Below are 17,273 nucleotides of genomic sequence, written 5' to 3'. Positions count from 1 at the left end.
AAAGGCAAGACTGAGGCTGTGTAGAGCTCTGCTCAATGTCTGTCGTTATCATGTTCGACGGCAGACACAGTAAAAATATTCGATCAACGAGATAACTCGCCCTGACACACTTTTCAGCCTGTATTGAATCATGGAGAATAGTCTACAAACTGCCACCCTGCTCACCCTATTGGAAAGAGCTTGCCTGGTACGTAGATTGTTCTGTTTTATCATGCTTCATTAAGGATCATTCAATGGCTAATCACCACGAAACACCAGAGAAAATTGCTCAAGCCACCGCAGGCTATGTTATGCAACAAACCATGTTGCGCATTAAAGACCCAAAAGCCTCCTTAGATTTTTATCAAAACGTACTCGGCATGAAGCTCTTAGGTAAATACGATTTTCCTGGGATGAAATTCACCCTTTACTTTTTAGGCTACGAACAGGAGATCCCTGAAGGCGATGAGAAAACGCAAACAGAATGGGTATTTCGTCGCCCAGCACTTATCGAATTGACCCATAACTGGGGCAGTGAAAACGACGACAACTTCCCAGGCTACCACAATGGTAATGAAGACCCGCGTGGCTTTGGGCACATAGGCATTAGCGTCCCAGACGTACACGCAGCTTGCGAGCGATTTGAAAAATACCAAGTGGAGTTCGTAAAAAAACCAGACGAAGGCTCAATGAAAAACCTTGCCTTCATCAAAGACCCAGACGGCTACTGGATTGAAATATTGTCTGCTGAGGGCATCACAGAGATCATTCTTTCTCAATAACAAAACCGACTGGCAGGCTTGAACATACAGCTAAAGAGTGAGCGTTTTGGCACCGCAAACAAACCGCTCACTTTGCGTCACGCTCTGCTTTTGGCCGCCTTCACGAAACTTACTAGGACACCCACGAAACTTACTAGGACACCCATGCTAACAACCCAGCAATAAGAAACTTACTAGGACACCCATGCTAACAACCCAGCAAGGACACTTACTAGGACACCCACACGAAACTTACTAGGACATCCACGAACTTACTAGGACATCCATGCTAACAACCCAGCAAGGACACTTACTAGGACACCCACACGAAACTTACTAGGACATCCACGAACTTACTAGGACATCCATGCTAACAACCCAGCAATAAAGAGGCTTGTGCGAAATTTCTTCTTTATTCTATGCTCTACTTTTTATCGCTTTCACCGCAGACCAAGTCGACACACCATAAGGCACTAAATAGGTTAAGCCGACTTTAAACCAGTCATGAGCCGAAAGAGATAAGGCCATTATTTTGTCACCATGGTTTATCAAAGCCAGCATGGTACCAACAAACAAGGCCACTTTAACGGCACTGACCACGACAACACGAGAACGAGCAATAACAAAAAAATGTTTATTCGCTTCAGGGGGATTCATAATATTTCTAGCCTTGATTATTGAGCATTAGCTAACTCGAAATGAAAAAGGTGCAATATAAAAGCCGCTCACCAACATGGACGACTCACCTTGTCGCCATAGGGTGATCAGGGTTTAGCTGAAGCAAGTCCCAGAGGTTCCCATACAAGTCTTCGAAGACAGCGACAGTTCCGTAATCTTGCTCTTGAGGCTCTCTGACAAAATGGATGCCTATCGATTTCATACGCTCGTAGTCACGCCAAAAGTCATCAGTGTTTAAAAAGATAAACACACGACCACCCGCTTGATTACCAATAAACTCTTCTTGTCTCGAATTAGACGCCTTAGCCAATAGCAGGGTGACGCCATGTGAATTTGGTGGAGCCACCACCACCCAACGCTTATCCTGCTCCGCTTGATAGGTATCTTCGATAAGGTCAAAATTTAACTTATTCACATAAAAATCTATCGCCTCGTCATAGTCTTTGACGACAAGTGCGATATGCACAATATTTTGCTTCATCTTTTTGCCTAGCGTAAAAAATTGCTTCGTCAGCAAAGCCCTTGTTTTTAGTGGGCTACAAGCTCAACCTTGCTTTATTGTTGTTTCAAACTAACGACTCTGTCCAGTGCCTTTTACTAGTAGAGACGACTTGTTATAAGGCGCTTAAGACGTTGTTATTATTTGCATGAACTTTGTCGCCAAGGCCGACAACGCGTCTTCTGTGATGACCTCAACATTATTGTAATCAACCAGATTCCCATGCCGAATCAACACCGTTCTTGGGTAACCTGGACCTCCAAATTGCGCCGTCATTTGTTCATGTTCCGCGCTGATGAAATCGCCTTTGTGTAATTGCACAGTCACTTGAAGCACATCCACGCCATGACGCTTCATTGCCTGCCAAAAGCCCTCAATATACGGCTTTTGTCTCTCTGTACAGTCTGGGCACCAGGCCGCTACGACATTCACAACAAAAGTATCACCCGCCGCCATGCGACGATGAACCTCAACAGGCTCTACAAACTGAAGAGTGCTAACAACCTGTGTACTGCCATTAGAATTAAGCTCTATTCCCATACCTACCTCAATCAACCCCTAGCTAGCAACCCCTAGCTAGGACACACACTTTTATTTAACTAGGACACACATACTAAAACTACAATTGATCATAACAAGAAAATAAGGGGTATACCCTTTTCAGAGTTGCTTAAGTGGGTTTTTCTCTTCATTTACAAGCTAGAAAACGGATGTCATGCCTGAAAAGCATGCCCAAGACAAGGCAAAGCCCTAAAGCGTATTCAGTGGCGTTTTATTCAGATTAGAGAGTAAATTAGCGAAGCAGATGACAACTTTGTAGGCTTGGTTTTCGCTGTCGTTGATTGGACTCACAATAATGGGCGACGGCCGTTTCTTTGCCCACCACGCCGCCTGTTTTTTCACCAAACTGTATCGCAATACAAAGCCAGTTATCAGAAGAGATATTAAGCCGTTGAAGTATCGGCAAAAGCGAGGCATCAATCGCGCACTTTTTACCTTCTCGAATAATTCGTCCTGTTATATCAACCAGCGCTAGGTAATCTTGTAATAGGAAAGGAAGGCCATCTGGCATGTCGTTTCGTGGATGACCAACAAAGGGAAACAAGGTTTTAGGTTGATGATTTTCTTTTGCGGAGTTGATGCGTTTTTTTATGCTCGTGAAATCTGAATCCTCTGGCGTATCGCTCATTTTAGCTCGTATCGGATTCAAATCGACATACGCCATACAAGCAATTAATGCAGCTTCGTCCAGCAATGCTTGAGACTTAAAGCGCCCTTCCCAAAACCTTCCTGTACAAGCGTCTTCGGCATTTGCTTGTCGTGCAATCGGCTCATTTAGCTCTTTCATAAACCAACTAATATCCATTAGTCGATGCCTGAAAGTGTCCGCAGATGCCTCAACTAAGGTCAAAGCGAAATCATGCAGAGCTTCTCCCTTTAGGTATTGTTGAGTGAAAAGTGTTCCCTTATGGAGTTTATGCCAACGCCTTAGCACCTCTAACGTTGACCAGTTTTTTGCCTCCTCTTGATTGATGTGCAACACCACATGGAGGTGATTACTCATCACGGCATAAGAGCAAACATCAATGCCAAACACACTGGCCAAAAACAACAAACGCTTTTCAATCCAGCCACGTCGGTGCTCGTAGCTGTTCCCCGTTAACTCATCTTCACCGCATAAAAATGCCCTACGCACACAACGTGAGATGCAGTGATAATATGGAGTGTCATCAATACTAATTTGCTGGCTTCTGGATCTAGGCATAATGTGACTCTTGCTCGAAACTATACTGTAATTATATACAGTATAGTTTGATTCCAAAAAAATGCATTATTTCAGGAAAGCCTTATTACATAAGGGTTTGAAAGGTGGATGGCACACTTAAAGTAGCAGCACACTAAAGTAAAACTAAAGCAGTTAAGCTGGCTCTGTTAGTAATTCATCTCTAATCAGTGTTAACAAAAAGGTTTCTCGCTCAATCGACATGCCTTTTTTATCACTATTCTTAATAGTGTCTAGATTATGCTTAATCGCATCGTGAACATTGATCCACACGGCTTTCATGCCATTTTTAACTTCATAATCTTCAAGGCTTGTTTCGCCTAATTGCTCATCTATGTCGCAGGTATAACAATAAGATTTCATATGCATGATCTCAAAGCCACCTCTGTTCCATGGGCGATACTCTTCATACAAGCCGAACGCTTCGACATTACGAATATTTTGTGCCCCTGTCTCTTCCGCCAACTCGCGGATCAATCCTTGGCTCTGATTTTCTCCTTGATCGATTCCCCCACCCGGTAACGTGTAATCGTCGTAACGCTGTGTATACAGCATTAAAATTTTCTCTCCTTTTAAGATAATGCCACGCGCTGCAAGACGTAAAAATGAAGGTCGATCAAGTGACTCGATACTAGGATGAACAGTCGATTTTAACAAACGCATAAATAGAAGCACTGTGGTTATTGAAAAGAGGAGCAGGATGATAGCGGTTAGGTGATAACCAATCAAACGTCAGAAAGAGTATGTCAGCAGCATGCCATAGAAGAAGCCTTGCTATCACTGGCTTTTAAAGGTGGGTGGCACTTTAGGTGAGAGTGGCACTTTAATTCTCTTTAATACAAAGACGGTAATTTCAGTTTAGGATTCCCGACATAGGCGCATTTATAGTGACTTATTGAGAGGTTTGGTTATTTAACCAACAGGTCAGGTTGAATAACATACAAAATCTAAGTAGTCGTCTGAAAAGCACAGAAAGTAAGGAGGAAAAAGCCTTATTTTTGATGAGTTTCAAAGAATGTATAACCTGTTTAAAATCATAGCTTTACCCTAAAATGAGCGTTCAATTCAGCAGTAAGCTAGGCGTGATATTTCATGAAAAAACTATGAGCAACAGAGAGATAAATTTAACCCCATCAGTACCAACAAACGAAAAACAAACAACCTTAGATAAAGCTTCAGATTATGGCTATGAAAAAGTCCGAAGCTCTTTCACCAAGTCTTTTGCATTAGCCATCTATGCTGGAATCTTCATTTCCATCGCATTCGTATTTTACCTCTCAGTCACAACTGGAAGCGGCGACGCGCCTTGGGGAATGGTTCGCCTAATCGGTGGTATTGCCTTCAGCCTTGGTTTAATTCTAGTCATTGTTTGTGGTGGCGAATTGTTCACCAGCACAGTATTAAGCACCGTTGGCTGGGCTCAAGGGCGTTTTAATACCGCACAATTACTCAAATGTTGGGGGCGTGTTTACCTAGGTAATTTCGTCGGTACAATGGCTCTGCTTGGTCTCGTAATGGCCGCAAAATTGTACCAACTTGATGGCGGAGAATGGGGCATCCACGCCATGACAATCGCGCAAGGTAAGCTGAAGTACGATTGGTCACAAGCATTTGCCTTGGGTATTTTATGTAACTTCCTCGTCTGCTTAGCGACATGGATGACATTCACAAGTAAAGACACCCTTGCTAAATCATTGCTTGTTGTTTTACCCGTCGCCATGTTTGTCAGCAGCGGTTTTGAACACAGTATCGCAAATATGTTTATGGTTCCTCTTGGGCTTGCTATCAAAGCCGTTAGTGACCCCGCTTTCTATGTCGCTCATGGGCACCTTGTTTCAGATTTCGATCATTTAACTTTTTATAATTTTATTGTCCATAACCTTATTCCAGTAACTCTTGGTAATATTTTTGGTGGTGGCGTTCTCGTTGGCCTTGGCTACTGGAGCATTGATCGTAAAAAAACAAATGAGAAAACTCTAGATCAAACGGTGACCGCACAGAATAGATAGTCCATTGCAGTAACTTCCAATAGCGGACCAACCGTTGTTGGAAGTTACTCAATTTAACAGCCGTTTAAAGACCCTCCTCATCGCTCAGCAAGCTAACTAAAACGTATACTTTAGCGCCTCCTCTACTCTCAAATAGAAATCGAAGCCTTGCTATGACTGGGTTATAAGGGTGGGTGGCACTTTAATAAGCATTTGAACTTGCAGACTCTACCAGCGCTCTGGTGCGTAATAAAACACCGGCAACGACCAGTTCCAACGAATAGCAGCTAGACGCATAATCAGACCGCTACTGAAGGATACGAGCAGCGTAATGTCTTCATTCACGCCATAATGCTGCAACACTAAATAGAGCACAGCGACCATCAAAGACACGCTGGCATACAACTCATGTTGCAGCACCTGCGGAGTTTGATCACAAAGAATATCTCGCAAAATACCGCCAAACACACCAGTGATAATACCCGCCATAATGACCACTGGCAGGCTATAATCCAATTGCTGAGCAACATTACAACCAATGATGGTAAAGGCGATCAACCCCATGGCATCTAACAGAAGGAACAACTTCTGCAAGCGATGCATAAAGCGCGCAAGAAGCATGGTCGAAAGACCAGCCGTAATCGTTAGATAGATATAAGAAGGATGTTGAGTCCAATTAACGGGGAAATTTCCAAGAAGAATATCACGTACCGTGCCGCCGCCTAACGCCGTAATAAAGGCGATCAAAGCCACACCAAACATATCCATATTACGACGACCAGCGACTAAAGCACCAGACATCGCTTCTGCGGTAATGGCAATAAGATAAACAATCGTAAGCACACAGAACTCCTGTGTAAATCTGTGCCTCTCCCCCTGTCCCTTGTTCCTGAGAGTTTAACCAGACAGACCTGACCGCTGGCTTGCTCCTTCGGCGGGCTACTAAATGTAACCTCTCTCCAGATGGCAATATACTTAATCCGCAGTACTTTAGCCTGAGCGTTTATGGGAGTTTGCGCCTTCGGCGGCCAGCCTCTAAAGCTGACTCTCTCCTGCGGGGGCGCGCATTGTAGACAATTGCCATGGGAAATGAAACAGATTCTAGAAGGTGTTTCTCAAAAAGATAAAATCTATGTGTGGCAAGGGGTTAGCCGACTACAAAGAGTAGCGAGACATAAACTCATAGTGTCTGAATTATAGACAGTGGGGGGATTTTAATTGGTGCTGGTTGATATCGTTTTTATAAGCCAGGTTGCCAACCGTCGTGGTCAAACCCTTTTAAACATAACGCATTCGTAAGTCGATAGTTATGTAGCATTTTAAAAGCTCCCCTTAGTCCAAAAAGCCCGCTATGACTGGGTTATAAGGGTGGGTGGCACGTTAATTTTTTTAAAAGCTCCCCTTAGTCCAAAAAGCCCGCTATGACTGGGTTATAAGGGTGGGTGGCACGTTAATTTCTGACCTTATTTATCCTAGTTGAGCGATATGTGTCAGCGTCTCTGGATGATGTTTAACTAACTTCAACAGGGTTACCGCTTGGCCATTTGGCGTGCTGCGACCTTGCTCCCAGTTTTCTAATGTACGGGCTGAAGTATGTAACAGACGAGCAAATACACCACGCGACATATTAAACTGCTCACGGATATTAACAATTTCATCAGGCGAAATATTAAGCTCACCAACATCGCTTACTTGATGTGTTTTTAGCGTTAGCTTACCTTCTGAATGCGCTTTCGCTTCAACAAGAGAAGCACTTAACTCTGCAAATAAATCACGACTGCTCATTGCGCCATGCCTCCATAAAAATCTTCAATTGTTTCTTTTGATCTGAAGTTAGATCGGCCATCTCACTTTTTCCATAAATTGTCAGCAAGTAAAATCGCTGCTTATCATCGAGAAAATAATAAATAACGCGTGAGCCCCCGCGCTTCCCCTTCCCTTTGATCGCTACACGTACCTTTCGCAAACCACCAGTGCCTTGAATAACATCGCCCTGTTTTGGGTTAGTCATTAACTCGGCTTGAAAAAGCCTGAACTCCTCATCACTGAGGTACTCATCTCGGAATTTTTCAAATATGGTTGACTCAATGAATATGCTTTACATACTTCGAAGTGTACGCAATAAGCGTATAGGCAGTAAAGTCGCAACAAAAAAAGGATGCTAACTCGCTAGAGCAGGCTCACATCGTAATTTTTTAAGATGTTTTTAGAGAATCAGGACAGGGCTGCTTGATAGATGTAACGCTAGAAATTTTAAAGGGAAATGGACTCTTCGGACGGGAAGGCCCGCTATGACTGGGTTATAAGGGTGGGTGGCACTTTAATCCTCTCAAATATCAGCCCTGAAATTGTCGTATTTTTGCATTTGTAAATTGTCGTGTTTTTGCATACTATATAACCAATAAATACGGGGGGATAAGATGACAATTCAAGACAGGATAAAAACAAGAGTAAAACGCTCTAAGCGTTCTGTTTTTCTGCGCTCTGATTTTAAAGACATTGCCGAATACGACCAAGTCGGACGTGGTCTTAGAAACCTTGTTAAAGACGGCTTATTAATGAAAATTGGTTATGGCCTTTACACCCGAATCAGACAAAATAGAATCACAGGGAAACCTATGCCTGACAATGCTTCTGGCGCAGATGGCGTATTAATTGAAGCGATGGAAAGGCTTGGTGTCGATTACAAACTAGATAACCTATCCAGTTTGAATATCTCTGGGGAAAGTACTCAAATTCCAGCCAACATCAAAATAATTCTCAATAACCCGCGCTTTACCCGTAAAATTTCGATAGGAAAACAGGGCATCAATGACGATCGATAGTTCACTCTTTGTTGATGTTGCCGACGCCATTGGCCTTGGTAATCCCGCTATTGTCGAAAAAGATTACTACGTTGTTCAGCTACTACACCTTATTTCTTCCATTGATCTGGAATACCATCAGATTGTTTTTTCTGGTGGTACTGCATTGGCTAAATCGACAGTCAAAACCTATCGAATGTCTGAAGACATTGACTTGAAGCTGATACCAAAACAATCGTTTTCACATCAGTCATCACAAAATGCTAGAAGAAGTTCTCGTAAAGACGTGAAGAACCTTATTGAGTCTTTGATTGAAAGCTGCGCCCTTTTCTCAATCGAAGGAACACCTACAATTTCGGACAAATATAGATACTTCGCCTTTGATATCCGCTACCCCCAACAATACCAACAAATTCCCTGTTTGCGCCCCTTTATCAAATTAGAATTTATAGAATCAGATCTTTTAAGCAAACCAGAAACTAGATCGATTCAATCCATCTTCGCCGAAGTAACGCAATCCGGTATTGAAATTGACGAGTTTCCTTGTTCTGCCATCATTGATACTCAAGCAGAAAAGCTCCTATCAATGATACGAAGAACAGCCAGTGTCGCTAGAAACAACGAACGGACGGATGACGAGACACTCATCAGACACATCTACGACACCTATCACATCCAACTTACCCAACCTTCAAGCACCGACCTGCTCAGTTCATTAGTCGCAAAAGCAATCAAGATAGATGTAGAACGTTATGGAAACCAACACCAACGAATGATCCAAGCCCCTATCGACGAACTCCGTTATGGGTTACAACGATTAATTGATGACAGAAAATTTTCTGAACGCTACAACAATTATGTCAGTCCCATGGTCTACGCTGAAAATCCTGTTTCTTGGGAAGACGCACTCACCGTATTTTCAACGCTAACAAACCAAGTGTTAGATCATATTGAAGCGAACTCTTTGATGATTTAGGAATGTTCGGTTGGTTGGTCTACTTAGTATCAGACGGGGAGTCATCAACCATAGTCAAAACCTTTTCATAGCAGAACATTTAGACGTCAATAGCCCTGTTGAATTTTGAAGAAAATGCCCCCTTAGTCCGAAAGGCCCGCTATGACTGGGTTTTAAAGGTGGGTGGCACGTTAATTCCATGACTGGGTTTTAAAGGTGGGTGGCACGTTAATTCCTATGAGCTAAAACCGCCAAGCGTTGAGAATCCCTCTTGAACGCTTTGTTATGTGCGTACTATTTGGTGCCGCATTTCAATTAGCTGATGCTCACCCACCATCTCTACTTCTTTGATGAACTCAAAACCAAACCTTTCATAGTATTTTCTAAGATAACCATGAGCGTGGATTTCAATAGACTCGACACTAATATTCTGTGCATGGTCCATTAATGCTTGAACAACTTTTGAAGCAACTCCAACCCCTCGATATGTCTCAGTAACCGCTACCCTAGCCATAAAAGAAGAACCGTCTTCTTTCACTGTTAGGCGAGCAGTAGCAATTGGTTCACCTTGTTCCGTTACTAACGCGTGGATTGACTCTTCATCTAATCCATCAAAGTCTAATTCTGTAGGGATCTGTTGTTCAAGTGTAAATACCTGATAACGGATAGATTGAGCCAGCTTGATCAACTCGGAATCTTTGCCGATAGTTACTTCCATTGCTATTTTTCCTCCAAGCACATAACGCCTAATTCAGGTGCGCCGTAGGCGTCACCTGGAATTTCTTGTTATACCCGTTTACGGTTCTATTGTCGGTTAATTTTAACATCGCCATTTTCTATGGACACTGTGAATCTGTGAGAATCACTAGGCTTTACTTTAGTGGATGAGAAAGTCCCATAATCGTTGACTTCTTCAAATTCATAATAAAACGATACTGAATCTATGTTGTTATTTTCGGCTAATCCTATGAGATTGTTTTTCAGTTCAGATAACTCTTTTTCTTTGTTTCTGCTTTGATTAATTGCGTCAAAATAAAACAAAAAACACTTTTCAATTATCTTACCTTCGTCATCCGCTCCAATTTCATCAGTCATTGAATTGGGGATAGCAAAGTTGATCATTGAACTTTGATCAAGACCGTTAGTAATAACTTTGAATACATTAAAATATATCAGAGTATCATTATTTTCATTTGACACTTTATAAAGAGTGTCGCTTAACCCAGTATGAGAGCCATTTGTTGGTCTGGTATGAGGGTTTTCTGTATAGCCTACATATTCGACATTGCTGCTGATACCTAGATTAATTCCTGATTGTTCGAGGAAGTCATGAATAGAAGCTGTTGTTAGATCGCCATTCGAATCAGTTAGAGTTATATATTTGTCAGTTAAGTCGATTTTAGGGTTAGAAAACCGTTTCAAACCACGATCAAAAAACTTACATTTAATACTTGTTTTTTTCTCTTCCTTACCAACTAGAATATGTATTTTTACTTTCTTTGTGAAAGGGTTATAGCGGGGCTTTTTCTTGATATTGAATCTTACTTTCTCACGAGAGCAGATGAAATAAACGAATCGTTTTTCAAGATTCTCTTCAACTGTTTTCTTTAATTGCTTTAAATAATTTACTATTAACTTTCTTGTATCAAAGTATTCTGCGACCTCGTCTGGGTGTACTACGAGGTCATACCAATATTTATGATATCTTTCTAGTTCAACAATCCAATTTTTATTCGCAGATTTATATTCTCCATGCTCTGCAAAAGATGAATAACTCCCTCTGTTCAATTTCTACTCCTTGAGTTGATTTAGGGTATAACGCCGCGCTCTGCGGAAATTTAGGAGCGCTAGCGAGTAAATTTTCCGTAGCAGCGCCTTGTTAGCACTAGTTCGCAATATCTTCATTCTTGATAGAGCTTAGATATGAAAGATCCAATTGCTTCCCATGAGGGCTTTCTAATTGGTTAGAAATAGATACTTCAAACTTAAGGCTTGATGCCAAAGCATGTGCAGTTCCTGCAGCAATAGCTACAATTGGATTTGAAAATGAAGCACCAACTACGCCAGCAGTAATAGCACCATTCGTAATAGAGCCATAATTCAGATCGAGCGATACCTTTCTGCTTGCCAACAATCGCTCCCCCCAGCTTTGCTGGGCTACTTTGTCTAAATCACTAATAGCTTGCTCCAATCGCTGTATGTGAACATTTTTTGAGCGAGGAATATCTGCTGACTTTGATATCTCTAGATATAAATCATCTAATGTTCCGCGTAGAGCTGCCAATTCATCTGCTCTTTTTAATTTGAACTCCAACAGCCTATCTAATGGAACATCTGATTTCGGAACTGGTAAGCAACGTGTTAACTCAAAATCGGCAGTAACCAACTCTGCAGACATACCTGCGGGAATAGTTAGCTGATCACCACTTTGGTGAATAGCCCACTGTCCTGGATTCTTGTTGGTGAGATCCGTTGCTATTTCAGCTAGCCCCTGAAAATGCATTTTAGCGAGATCGCTACCATCAAAAGTGCCGCTTAAATTCATTCGTGCTGTTTCTTTACGAACTATTCCTGCCCCCTCTAATATTTTCAACTCATCAGAAGTACCCGTACCGAAAATATTACTGTCAGTTAATACAACCTTATCCCAGTAAAGAGCATAATATCTGCATTTTTCTGGAGGGATTCCACCTTTCATGGAGATTGAGTTCCCTTCGCTTACAATCTCCATCGCTGGAGTAATTATCCCTCTTTCCATATTTTCTCCGATTCTGAATTAATAGTGCTAACGCCAAGCTAAGCGGCGCAGCTTGCTGCGTCCTTGCTTGAGCGCCTTGTTAGCTTTTGTTAATTGAGGGCTCTGCAATGAGTTGCCATGAATGTACATCAGGACTGCACTGCATAAGCTTAATATTTCTTTGCCCCCAAGACTCTAAGATATTTTTGAATTCTTGGTCAGTAAAAGTTTTTTTCTTGGTCACGTTCTTATAAATATGACGCCCTAAATAGATTTCCTTTATTGAAGCCTCCGGTATGTCGAAGCAATATAGAGGCCGAGCAGCAACACTGATTTTAGTCCATTCTTTATGGCGACCTTGACCAAAGTGATAGCTTAAAGGTATCTCTGATATATTTTTAACCACTCTTACTTCTTCTTCGTAACCCCATTCAATCGACTTATATAGAAACGCTCGTTTTACAAGGTTAAATGCATCTTCATCAAACTTTAGCTTTTGCCCTATGGAACGGAGAGTTTCTTCACTGATAATTGGCAAGTTTTTATGAGGTTTAGTAGCTGAATAAATTACTTCGCCATACTGGCTAGGAATAACGCATGCTGCAAGGTCTGAAAAGCCTGCAATCTCTACATCAAAACCTATTACAGCGCCTTGATGCTCATCACCGTAATGTGACCACATTAAACTATTTAACGGTTGTCGCGTTAAAGACAAAACTCCGTATTTTCTAGAAAACCTATTTTTTACATGCATTTGTAGCTAAATTTGCTGTTATCTTTGATTCATCATCATCCGAAAATCCAAACGCTGTGCATTCAAAGGGATCATTAAGGTCCTCTAAACAAGAAAATCCAATTGATTGATTATCGATGACTGCTTTAGCAGCTTCAAAGGACATGTATTTGTATAGGATCACGGTAGTGCCTTTTGAAAGCTAACTTTTAAATAAGGGGCGCAGGCATGTGGGGCATAATGGCGAAGCCGCCCCGCATGTTTGCGTCCCAGCGAACGAAGTGAGTGACTTAATTTTTTTGTTAGGTGCGAGCTTATTCATAGACCCCTTGCTCTGTAATCAAACATTTAGGGCAAAAAGCCTTTCTTTTTAATGCCAATTCATTACAGCCAGCAAATTGACAATTGTTAGTTGAATAACCATTGTACTTTTTAAGTAACGCATTTATGTGTTTCCTCAATAGATGATCTTTGCTGACATCAGTTGGAGAGTCAATTTTTACAGCAAGTAGTGACTGAACTTTGTCGAAGTGATCAACTAGCCAATGTTGAGAACAAGTTGAACATTTGAGAATAGATTGCCAACCATTCCCATAACTTTGCATCTCAGGCATTGAATTGAAGTAACTATCATTTCTCCAGCCAGTAACTCTTATATCCATGCTTTGACACTGACATTTCACTTGTAGCACCTAACGCCCACATTAAGCGGACTAAAATTGTTGGCTATAATTGTATGAGGAACGAACAATGGCCAACTGTTTTAGTTCCGTTTAAATTACTTGTTAGCTACGTGCTGAATACGGAACCACTGTAATAACTTCATCAAGTCGACTGACAACTAAATCACCAAGTGAAGCGGTTGAAGTGCACTCAGCTATAAAACTATCAACGGCACTGCAAACATCGATAACCAATGATTTAGTAGAGATAGCAACCGTATTTTCTTCAGCGTATATTTGATGAGTAAGAGTATTACAATCATGATATAAGAACTTCATGGTATTAGGTTTATCATGTAATTCAGCTGTTGTGCCATAAGTATGAAGTAACGCACATCTAGCTGCATATACATCCTTTCCCGAATATTGATACTGTTGTTCAGCATTCGACTTTAAGTACTTATCGCACCAGTCAATAAAATCTACTCGCGTAACTCTACTTTTATCAGACGGCCTAGCTAGACCAGCCATTGCATCGATACAAATAAAGCTCATAGCTATACTTGGAGTAACTAATCCTTGAGCATCGCATTGCTTTATTTGTTCAGTAAGACCTCTTAAAACTGCCCAATCTGCTTTTTTTTTGATTCATAGTGCCTCAATTATCGATAAAGTAACTAACGCCTAATTAACAGGCAAAAAATAGTTGGCTAAAATAAGCGACGAAGGAGCAAAAGCCAACTGTTTTTTATCCTTGATTAATTTCTTGTTATGTTTACATTAAGACTTTTGAATAACTATTTCGATCAATATCGATGACCTCTACAGTTATAGAGCAACCAGATAAACCTAGTGTTTTAAGATGCTCTAAAACAAGTGTAGAAAAATTTAATTTTTGTTCCGAATTACGACCGGAAAGTAATTTTAAAGCAACGTGTACGAATGAAGCTTTATCATTACCTGTTTGATAGTTTGAGAATGAAATTGCCCTAACTTTTATATCGCTTCCATTCTCTTCAAACAATTTAGAATCCATAGCTCCTGAAAAAACTCGAGAAGTTAAAGAATTTCCATCAATATTTGATGAATGCTCAATTACACAATGTGGCACCATACTCTCCTGTAAACATAACATCTATGGACACCCCGCTTTTTGCAAGCAAAATCAACCGATAACAAATGTGGTTTTGCAGCCATCTATTCGGATTCCTTGTAAGAGACTTGCTCTTGATCCCCGATGAACTTCGCTGACTTGGCTCTAATCATTTTACCGTTTTCTAAGAAACGATGTTAGGCACAGAATCTCCAAGTCACGGTCTAACCTATTTTGTCATCACTTGCTTTTACCGAGCAAAACCGGATGTTCTTTGTTTACTTAATAGCGCTCTTTAAGCGCTAAAACTTTTCTCTTTGACCAACACGGCCCAGGCGATGCGAACCAACTTATTGGCTAACGCGACAATCACTTTGTTCTTATGCATTCTTTTGAGTAGCGAGGTTACCCACTCATAGAATGGTTTTCCTTCTTTCATATGCCTTATCACAGCTCTAGCACCATGTATAAACATACGCCTCAAATAGGTATCACCTCTTTTGCTGATACCAAGTAGCAATGACTTGCCTCCGCTAGAATGCTGGCTTGGCACTAATCCCAGCCAAGTAGCTAACTGACGCCCAGACGAAAACGCTTTTGCATCGCCAATGCTTGCTACCAAAGCCGAAGATGTTAGACGCCCGACACCAGGGATCTCCATCACTTTCTGGCATTCATCACTGGTTTGGCTTACAACATCAATCTGCATATCTAAATCATCAACGTACTGCTCAAGATCGGTTAAACGCTTTTGCATCGATTTAATATGATTAACCAACAACTTTGGCAGCTGCTCTTCGACTGAACCAAAGCCTTCTCTAAACCACTTTCTTAACTGAAACCTACCTGCGGGTACGCTGACCCCAAATTCTTGCAGGCTTGCCCTAATTCGATTTATAAGGGCTGTACGATCTCGTATTACGCCTTCTCGTTCACGATGAAGTAGCAATAACGCTTGTTGTTCTTCACTTTTAACTGAAACAAATCGCATCGTTGGACGACGAACTGCTTCGCAAATAGCTTCTGCATCAGCACTATCATTCTTATTCGTTTTGACATAAGGCTTAACGTACTGAGGTGGCATCAGCTTAACTTCATGCCCCAATTTCTCAATTTCTCTAGCCCAATAATGAGAGCTTCCGCATGCTTCCATCCCTACTAAGCAAGGCTCTATATTACTTAAAAACTTTATAACCTGATTTCTTCGTAATGATCTATTAATCAGTTTTTTACCTGCTCTATCGAACGCGCATAATTGAAAAACCGACTTTGCTAGATCAATACCGATTGTATAAATTTCACTCATGGCCGCCTCCTTTTAAACTGACTCTCTCAGTATAGAAGGGGTGTCCATTTCATTATTTTAATAGTGCGCATGCGTGTTTACGCATTTCAAAAACTGTCTAAATATCTCTATAACCAACTGAATTTAAAGTGTTTTATAAAGTTATTCATAATATCCAAAATTGGCTAAACGAGCGTGCGCGTTGTGCGTTTGATGTTCGCGAGGTAACAAAAAGAGAGGTATGTTTGAGAGTGAACCATCCGTTAGTTACTTTGCTTTCAATCCTTTGTTTACAAAATGTAACGCGAGTTGATTGAGATTACCAGACTGCTTTATCGTTTTTTGGTCTCTGGTTCTGGTTTGCGGTTTGCGCCAAGTGCCTAGAGAAAGACGAAGGCATTGGTATTCATCCAGTGCTGCGGCAACATGGCCTTGTGAAAGCGTTGCTTTCATTGTCAGATTCCCGTCGTGCCTCCGTTCATGCTGACCTACGTTCAATCGGTGTTTTCGATGATTTATAAAGCTTTGAAGTTATAAATACCTTAATTCGATGCAACGAAGTTGCGCGACTTGATGACGTTTCTGAGGCGGTGTTTGATGATGTCTCTCCATCTAAAAAGGCGCTAAACACCTTCCTTAAATGATCGACGTGCAAAAGCTTTCCTGTGCTACGGAAAAGATACGCTAAAGGCCTTAAAGCGAATTTTTGCCTTTCCTTTAAAATAAAGTTTTGGGCGCTAGCAAAAAGTTACCCGCTCAGCAGAGCGGAATAAAGGTCAGGAGTGCAAAGCGTTTGAATGGAAGGCACAAAACCAATACCTAGTATTCGACAAGTTTGGCGTTACCCGTCGGGGTCAAATCCCTTTAAATGCAGCTAATTTAGATGTGATCCATTCCGTAGGATTTTAAAGGGAAATGACCCCTTAGTCCCATTGTCAGATTCCCGTCGTGCCTCCGTTCATGCTGACCTACGTTCAATCGGTGTTTTTAATGAGGTAGGCGGCGGAGGTGAAGAAGTGCCGAAGAGAAACGCTGGTTGAGCTGCTCCAGCAGTGAGGTCGAAGTCAGGTCAAAGCCCTTTTTGAAGCGGTGTTTCTGGCTGCAATAAGGTCTGTAGGGCAAAAAGGGGTTCGACCCTGAGCAGTGCATAGCGTAGAGAAAGACAAAGGAACAAGCATTGGTATTCATCTAGTGCTGCGGCAACATGGCCATGTGAAAGCGTTGCTTTCATTGTCAGATTCCCGTCGTGCCTCCGTTCATGCTGACCTACGTTCAATCGGTGTTTCGATGATTTATAAAGCTTTGAAGTTATAAAT

General features: G+C 41.5%; 22 protein-coding genes and 2 riboswitches. Of the genes, 4 read left to right on the top strand and 18 right to left on the bottom strand.

The window, feature by feature from the left end; translation table 11 throughout:
• Positions 1–233: 233 nt before the first annotated feature.
• Positions 234–761 (top strand): lactoylglutathione lyase, encoded by a 528-nt coding sequence (gene gloA, locus E0D71_RS08440; RefSeq protein WP_133002878.1) that lies wholly within the window; start codon positions 234–236, stop codon positions 759–761.
• A gap of 396 nt (positions 762–1,157) precedes the next feature.
• Here the strand turns inward: gloA and nrtS are convergent, their stop codons facing one another.
• The 5 genes from nrtS to E0D71_RS08415 form a co-directional block, all read right to left on the bottom strand.
• On the bottom strand, positions 1,158–1,397 hold the full coding sequence (gene nrtS, locus E0D71_RS08435; protein WP_165942975.1) for a nitrate/nitrite transporter NrtS: 240 nt from the start codon (positions 1,395–1,397) through the stop codon (positions 1,158–1,160).
• Positions 1,398–1,482: 85 nt separating this feature from the next.
• Positions 1,483–1,899: a VOC family protein gene (locus tag E0D71_RS08430; RefSeq protein ID WP_133002877.1), complete on the bottom strand. Its 417-nt coding sequence runs from the start codon at positions 1,897–1,899 to the stop codon at positions 1,483–1,485.
• Positions 1,900–2,043: 144 nt separating this feature from the next.
• Complete coding sequence (locus tag E0D71_RS08425) at positions 2,044–2,457, bottom strand: hypothetical protein (RefSeq protein ID WP_133002876.1); 414 nt, start codon at positions 2,455–2,457, stop codon at positions 2,044–2,046.
• 253 nt (positions 2,458–2,710) lie between these two features.
• On the bottom strand, positions 2,711–3,682 hold the full coding sequence (locus tag E0D71_RS08420) for a transposase (protein ID WP_133002875.1): 972 nt from the start codon (positions 3,680–3,682) through the stop codon (positions 2,711–2,713).
• A 153-nt stretch (positions 3,683–3,835) separates the two neighbouring features.
• A complete protein-coding gene (locus E0D71_RS08415) occupies positions 3,836–4,363 on the bottom strand; it encodes an NUDIX hydrolase (protein ID WP_133002874.1) in 528 nt (175 codons plus the stop codon).
• 440 nt (positions 4,364–4,803) lie between these two features.
• Between E0D71_RS08415 and focA the strand changes: the two genes are divergently transcribed.
• A complete protein-coding gene (gene focA / locus E0D71_RS08410; RefSeq protein WP_133002873.1) occupies positions 4,804–5,709 on the top strand; it encodes a formate transporter FocA in 906 nt (301 codons plus the stop codon).
• Positions 5,710–5,916: 207 nt separating this feature from the next.
• Here the strand turns inward: focA and E0D71_RS08405 are convergent, their stop codons facing one another.
• The 3 genes from E0D71_RS08405 to E0D71_RS08395 form a co-directional block, all read right to left on the bottom strand.
• Positions 5,917–6,531 (bottom strand): trimeric intracellular cation channel family protein, encoded by a 615-nt coding sequence (locus tag E0D71_RS08405; RefSeq protein WP_133002872.1) that lies wholly within the window; start codon positions 6,529–6,531, stop codon positions 5,917–5,919.
• Positions 6,532–6,554: 23 nt separating this feature from the next.
• A riboswitch (glycine riboswitch) is annotated at positions 6,555–6,661 on the bottom strand.
• Positions 6,662–6,753, bottom strand: a riboswitch (glycine riboswitch).
• A 402-nt stretch (positions 6,754–7,155) separates the two neighbouring features.
• Positions 7,156–7,473, bottom strand: coding sequence for a type II toxin-antitoxin system MqsA family antitoxin (locus E0D71_RS08400; protein ID WP_133002871.1), 318 nt, complete (start codon positions 7,471–7,473; stop codon positions 7,156–7,158).
• Entirely contained in the window at positions 7,460–7,765 is a 306-nt protein-coding gene (locus E0D71_RS08395) for a type II toxin-antitoxin system RelE/ParE family toxin (RefSeq protein WP_243712023.1), read from the bottom strand. The genes E0D71_RS08400 and E0D71_RS08395 overlap by 14 nt, the downstream gene beginning before the upstream one ends.
• 343 nt (positions 7,766–8,108) lie before the next feature.
• Here E0D71_RS08395 and E0D71_RS08390 point away from each other — a divergent pair, with 343 nt between their 5' ends.
• Together E0D71_RS08390 and E0D71_RS08385 are read left to right on the top strand one after the other, a co-directional pair.
• Positions 8,109–8,513: a DUF6088 family protein gene (locus E0D71_RS08390; protein WP_133002869.1), complete on the top strand. Its 405-nt coding sequence runs from the start codon at positions 8,109–8,111 to the stop codon at positions 8,511–8,513.
• Positions 8,500–9,468 carry a nucleotidyl transferase AbiEii/AbiGii toxin family protein gene (locus E0D71_RS08385; protein ID WP_133002868.1) on the top strand — a complete coding sequence of 323 codons (969 nt, stop codon included), beginning with the start codon at positions 8,500–8,502 and terminating at the stop codon, positions 9,466–9,468. Before E0D71_RS08390 ends, E0D71_RS08385 begins: the two co-directional genes overlap by 14 nt.
• Positions 9,469–9,730: 262 nt before the next feature.
• On the opposite strand, the gene E0D71_RS08380 is transcribed toward E0D71_RS08385, so the two are convergent.
• The 10 genes from E0D71_RS08380 to E0D71_RS17390 all read right to left on the bottom strand — a co-directional run bounded on the left by E0D71_RS08380 (position 9,731) and on the right by E0D71_RS17390 (position 17,188).
• On the bottom strand, positions 9,731–10,165 hold the full coding sequence (locus E0D71_RS08380) for a GNAT family N-acetyltransferase (RefSeq protein WP_133002867.1): 435 nt from the start codon (positions 10,163–10,165) through the stop codon (positions 9,731–9,733).
• 86 nt (positions 10,166–10,251) lie between these two features.
• The gene (locus tag E0D71_RS08375) at positions 10,252–11,235 is read right to left on the bottom strand and encodes a hypothetical protein (protein WP_133002866.1); all 984 of its coding nucleotides are present in this window, start codon (positions 11,233–11,235) and stop codon (positions 10,252–10,254) included.
• A gap of 97 nt (positions 11,236–11,332) precedes the next feature.
• Complete coding sequence (locus E0D71_RS08370) at positions 11,333–12,205, bottom strand: DUF6236 family protein (RefSeq protein ID WP_133002865.1); 873 nt, start codon at positions 12,203–12,205, stop codon at positions 11,333–11,335.
• Between the two features lie 79 nt (positions 12,206–12,284).
• Positions 12,285–12,899, bottom strand: coding sequence for a DUF2971 domain-containing protein (locus E0D71_RS08365; protein WP_243711992.1), 615 nt, complete (start codon positions 12,897–12,899; stop codon positions 12,285–12,287).
• Between the two features lie 332 nt (positions 12,900–13,231).
• On the bottom strand, positions 13,232–13,579 hold the full coding sequence (locus tag E0D71_RS17395; protein WP_165942970.1) for a hypothetical protein: 348 nt from the start codon (positions 13,577–13,579) through the stop codon (positions 13,232–13,234).
• A 123-nt stretch (positions 13,580–13,702) separates the two neighbouring features.
• Entirely contained in the window at positions 13,703–14,134 is a 432-nt protein-coding gene (locus tag E0D71_RS08360; protein ID WP_133002864.1) for a hypothetical protein, read from the bottom strand.
• Positions 14,135–14,354: 220 nt separating this feature from the next.
• Entirely contained in the window at positions 14,355–14,690 is a 336-nt protein-coding gene (locus E0D71_RS08350; protein ID WP_133002863.1) for a 5-carboxymethyl-2-hydroxymuconate Delta-isomerase, read from the bottom strand.
• A 277-nt stretch (positions 14,691–14,967) separates the two neighbouring features.
• Positions 14,968–15,978 carry an IS110 family transposase gene (locus tag E0D71_RS08345; RefSeq protein WP_133002862.1) on the bottom strand — a complete coding sequence of 337 codons (1,011 nt, stop codon included), beginning with the start codon at positions 15,976–15,978 and terminating at the stop codon, positions 14,968–14,970.
• Between the two features lie 246 nt (positions 15,979–16,224).
• The gene (locus E0D71_RS08340; protein ID WP_133002861.1) at positions 16,225–16,410 is read right to left on the bottom strand and encodes a hypothetical protein; all 186 of its coding nucleotides are present in this window, start codon (positions 16,408–16,410) and stop codon (positions 16,225–16,227) included.
• 616 nt (positions 16,411–17,026) lie between these two features.
• The gene (locus tag E0D71_RS17390) at positions 17,027–17,188 is read right to left on the bottom strand and encodes a hypothetical protein (protein WP_165942974.1); all 162 of its coding nucleotides are present in this window, start codon (positions 17,186–17,188) and stop codon (positions 17,027–17,029) included.
• Positions 17,189–17,273 lie beyond the last annotated feature (85 nt).

The organism is Marinomonas sp. KMM3893 (genome assembly GCF_004352855.1).
In the GTDB taxonomy this organism is placed as follows: Bacteria; Pseudomonadota; Gammaproteobacteria; order Pseudomonadales; family Marinomonadaceae; genus Marinomonas; species Marinomonas arenicola.
Note: the sequence above shows the minus strand (reverse complement) of the source record. Positions and strands in the feature narration are given on the sequence as shown.

What these genes read in the sequence shown, in the direction of transcription:
- gloA (WP_133002878.1), top strand. Translation starts at nt 234, where the DNA reads ATGGCTAATCACCACGAAACACCAGAGAAAATTGCTCAAGCCACCGCA.
- nrtS (WP_165942975.1), bottom strand. Translation starts at nt 1,397, where the DNA reads ATGAATCCCCCTGAAGCGAATAAACATTTTTTTGTTATTGCTCGTTCT.
- E0D71_RS08430 (WP_133002877.1), bottom strand. Translation starts at nt 1,899, where the DNA reads ATGAAGCAAAATATTGTGCATATCGCACTTGTCGTCAAAGACTATGAC.
- E0D71_RS08425 (WP_133002876.1), bottom strand. Translation starts at nt 2,457, where the DNA reads ATGGGAATAGAGCTTAATTCTAATGGCAGTACACAGGTTGTTAGCACT.
- E0D71_RS08420 (WP_133002875.1), bottom strand. Translation starts at nt 3,682, where the DNA reads ATGCCTAGATCCAGAAGCCAGCAAATTAGTATTGATGACACTCCATAT.
- E0D71_RS08415 (WP_133002874.1), bottom strand. Translation starts at nt 4,363, where the DNA reads ATGCGTTTGTTAAAATCGACTGTTCATCCTAGTATCGAGTCACTTGAT.
- focA (WP_133002873.1), top strand. Translation starts at nt 4,804, where the DNA reads ATGAGCAACAGAGAGATAAATTTAACCCCATCAGTACCAACAAACGAA.
- E0D71_RS08400 (WP_133002871.1), bottom strand. Translation starts at nt 7,473, where the DNA reads ATGAGCAGTCGTGATTTATTTGCAGAGTTAAGTGCTTCTCTTGTTGAA.
- E0D71_RS08390 (WP_133002869.1), top strand. Translation starts at nt 8,109, where the DNA reads ATGACAATTCAAGACAGGATAAAAACAAGAGTAAAACGCTCTAAGCGT.
- E0D71_RS08385 (WP_133002868.1), top strand. Translation starts at nt 8,500, where the DNA reads ATGACGATCGATAGTTCACTCTTTGTTGATGTTGCCGACGCCATTGGC.
- E0D71_RS08380 (WP_133002867.1), bottom strand. Translation starts at nt 10,165, where the DNA reads ATGGAAGTAACTATCGGCAAAGATTCCGAGTTGATCAAGCTGGCTCAA.
- E0D71_RS08370 (WP_133002865.1), bottom strand. Translation starts at nt 12,205, where the DNA reads ATGGAAAGAGGGATAATTACTCCAGCGATGGAGATTGTAAGCGAAGGG.
- E0D71_RS17395 (WP_165942970.1), bottom strand. Translation starts at nt 13,579, where the DNA reads ATGGATATAAGAGTTACTGGCTGGAGAAATGATAGTTACTTCAATTCA.
- E0D71_RS08360 (WP_133002864.1), bottom strand. Translation starts at nt 14,134, where the DNA reads ATGAGCTTTATTTGTATCGATGCAATGGCTGGTCTAGCTAGGCCGTCT.
- E0D71_RS08345 (WP_133002862.1), bottom strand. Translation starts at nt 15,978, where the DNA reads ATGAGTGAAATTTATACAATCGGTATTGATCTAGCAAAGTCGGTTTTT.
- E0D71_RS08340 (WP_133002861.1), bottom strand. Translation starts at nt 16,410, where the DNA reads ATGAAAGCAACGCTTTCACAAGGCCATGTTGCCGCAGCACTGGATGAA.
- E0D71_RS17390 (WP_165942974.1), bottom strand. Translation starts at nt 17,188, where the DNA reads ATGAAAGCAACGCTTTCACATGGCCATGTTGCCGCAGCACTAGATGAA.